General features: G+C 73.9%; 2 protein-coding genes. Both read right to left on the reverse strand.

All coding sequences use genetic code 11. The annotated features are described in order from the left end of the window. Positions 1 to 117 precede the first annotated feature (117 nt). Entirely contained in the window at positions 118 to 1,377 is a 1,260-nt protein-coding gene (gene fdhA / locus GTR00_RS18050; protein WP_166612963.1) for a formaldehyde dehydrogenase, glutathione-independent, read from the reverse strand. Positions 1,378 to 1,479: 102 nt separating this feature from the next. After that, positions 1,480 to 2,940 carry a GH1 family beta-glucosidase gene (locus tag GTR00_RS18055; protein ID WP_166612964.1) on the reverse strand — a complete coding sequence of 487 codons (1,461 nt, stop codon included), beginning with the start codon at positions 2,938 to 2,940 and terminating at the stop codon, positions 1,480 to 1,482. Between the last annotated feature and the right edge of the window lie 10 nt (positions 2,941 to 2,950).

A 2,950-nucleotide genomic window follows, 5' to 3' on the forward strand; every position in this document is an offset into this window, starting at 1 on the left:
GGCCCGCCCCGCCCGCGCCCGGTCCGCGCCGCCCGCGCGCCGGCACGGGAACGTGCCGCTGTGAGCGCACCGGCCCGGTCCGCGGGCGGCGCGGACCGGGCGCGGGCGGGGCGGGCCTCAGCGCGGGATGACCCCGTGCGGGTCGATGACGAACTTCTGCGGGGCGCCGGCGTCGAACTTCGCGTACGCCTCGGGCGCCTCGTCCAGCGAGATGGGGGTGGCGCCGACGGCCTTGGCGATCTGCACCTTGTCGTGCAGGATCGCCATCATCAGCTGCCGGTTGTACTTCATGACCGGGCACTGACCGGTGGTGAAGGACAGCGACTTGGCCCACCCGGTGCCCAGGTCCAGGGACAGCGAGCCCTTCTTGGCCGCCTCGTCCACGCCGCCGGGGTCGCCGGTGACGTACAGCCCGGGGATGCCCAGCGCGCCGCCGGCGGCGGTGACCTGCATGAGGGAGTTCAGCACCGTCGCCGGCGCCTCCTTGGCCGCCCCGGCGCCGTGCCCGCGCGCCTCGAAGCCGACGGCGTCCACGCCGCAGTCCACCTCGGGCACCCCGAGGATCTGCTCGATCTGGTCCTTCGGGTCGCCCTGGGAGACGTCGACGGTCTCGCAGCCGTTCTCGCGCGCCCGCGCGAGGCGCTCGGGGTTCAGGTCGCCGACGATGACGACGGCCGCGCCGAGCAGCTGCGCGCCGACCGCGGCGGCCAGCCCCACGGGCCCGGCGCCGGCGACGTAGACGGTGGAGCCCACGCCGACCCCGGCGCTGACGCAGCCGTGGAAGCCGGTGGGGAAGATGTCCGACAGCATCGTCAGGTCGAGGATCTTCTCCATCGCCCGGTCCTTGTCGGGGAACCTCAGGCAGTTGAAGTCCGCGTAGGGCACCAGGACGTACTCGGCCTGGCCGCCGACCCAGCCGCCCATGTCGACGTAGCCGTAGGCGGAACCGGGCCGGTCGGGGTTGACGTTCAGGCAGATGCCGGTCTTGCGCTCCTTGCAGTTGCGGCACCGGCCGCACGCGATGTTGAAGGGCACCGAGACCAGGTCGCCGACCTGCAGGAACTCGACGTCGCGGCCCTTCTCGACGACCTCACCGGTGATCTCGTGGCCGAGCACCAGGTCCGGCGGGGCGGTGGTGCGCCCTCGCACCATGTGCTGGTCGGAGCCGCAGATGTTCGTGGCGACGAGCTTGAGGATGACGCCGTGGTCCACGCGCCGCCCCACGTTGGCGGGGTTGACGCCGGGGCCGTCCTTCAGCTCGAAGGTCGGGTAGTCGATCGTCTGGACCTCGACCTTGCCCGGTTCCAGGTAGGCGACGGCGCGGTTGCCGGTGCTGGAGGCACCGGTGGTTCCAGTCCTCGCGGCGGTGGTGGTCACAGGGGTGCCCTCCTCTTCGGGGCACCGGCCTCGTCGCCGGCGCCCGGGAGGCGTAGTCCACCGCTCCCGGGCGCCGACCGCAAGGGGGCGCTGCGCCGCTGCTCAGCCGGCGGTCTCCACGGGCACCGCGTTGCGCGCCACGACCGCGGAGTACCACAGGGCGCTGTCCTTCAGGGTGCGCTCCTGGGTGGTGTAGTCGACGTGCACGACGCCGAAGCGCTTGGAGTAGCCGTAGCCCCACTCGAAGTTGTCCAGGAAGGACCACAGGTAGTAACCGGTCACCGGGGCGCCGGCGTCCACCGCGTCGAGGACGGCGTGCAGGTGGTCGCGCAGGTAGCGGGTGCGCTCCAGGTCGTGGACCCGCCCGCCGACGACGACGTCGGGGTACGCCGCGCCGTTCTCGGTGACCATGACCTCCAGGCCGGGGTGCTCGCGGTGGATGCGCAGCAGCAGCTCCGTCATGCCGCGCGCGTCGATGCTCCAGCCCATGTCGGTCTTGGGGCCGGGCAGCTCGGGGAACTCGATGAGGTGGTGCGAGCCGACCCACGGGCTGTGCGAGCTGGCGCCGTGCCCGTCGGCCTCGGCGCGCGGGCCGGAGCCGTCCCAGGCGCGCACGACCGTGGGGCTGTAGTAGTTCACGCCCAGGACGTCCAGCGGCTGGTGGATGAGCTCCACGTCGCCGTCGAGCACGAAGGACCAGTCGGTCACCTCGGCGGTGTCGGCGAGCACGTCGGCCGGGTAGCTGCCGCGCAGCACCGGGTCGAGGAAGACGCGGTTCTGCAGGCCGTCGACGCGGCGCACCGCGTCGTGGTCGGCGTCGCTGCTGCCCTCGGTGCGGACCCAGGCCAGGTTCAGGGTGAGGGCCACGCGGGCGCCGGGGGCCGCGCGGCGCACGGCCGCGGCGCCCAGGCCGTGGGCGAGGTTGAGGTGGTGCACGGCGGCCAGCGCGGCGGCCGGCTCGGTGCGGCCGGGGGCGTGCACGCCGGAGGCGTAGCCCAGGTAGGCCGAGCACCACGGCTCGTTGAGGGTGATGAAGGTGCGCACCCGGTCGCCCAGGGCGCCGGCGACGACCTCGGCGTACTCCGCGAAGCGCTCGGCGGTGGCGCGCGCGGTCCAGCCGCCGGCGTCCTCCAGGGCCTGCGGCAGGTCCCAGTGGTACAGCGTGACCGCGGGCTCGATGCCGGCGGCGATCAGCTCGTCGACCAGCGTGGAGTAGAACGCCAGGCCGGCCTCGTTGACCGGGCCGAGGGCGTCGGGGCCGACCTGCGGGGTGATGCGCGGCCAGGCCACGGAGAAGCGGTAGGACGCCAGCCCCAGCCGCTTCATGATCGCGATGTCCTCGCGGAAGCGGTGGTAGTGGTCGTCGGCCACGTCGCCGTTGTCGCCGCCGGCGACCTTGCCGGGGGTGTGGCTGTAGGTGTCCCAGATCGAGGGGGTGCGGCCGTCCTCGGCGGCGGCGCCCTCGATCTGGTACGAGGCGGTGGCGGTGCCCCACACGAAGCCCTGCGGGAAGGCGCGCTCGGCGGCGCCCTCCCCGGCGGGGGCCGGTGCGGGGGCGGGCACGCCCGTGGTG

Source organism: Kineococcus indalonis, from assembly GCF_009906395.1.
Lineage (GTDB): Bacteria > Actinomycetota > Actinomycetes > Actinomycetales > Kineococcaceae > Kineococcus > Kineococcus indalonis.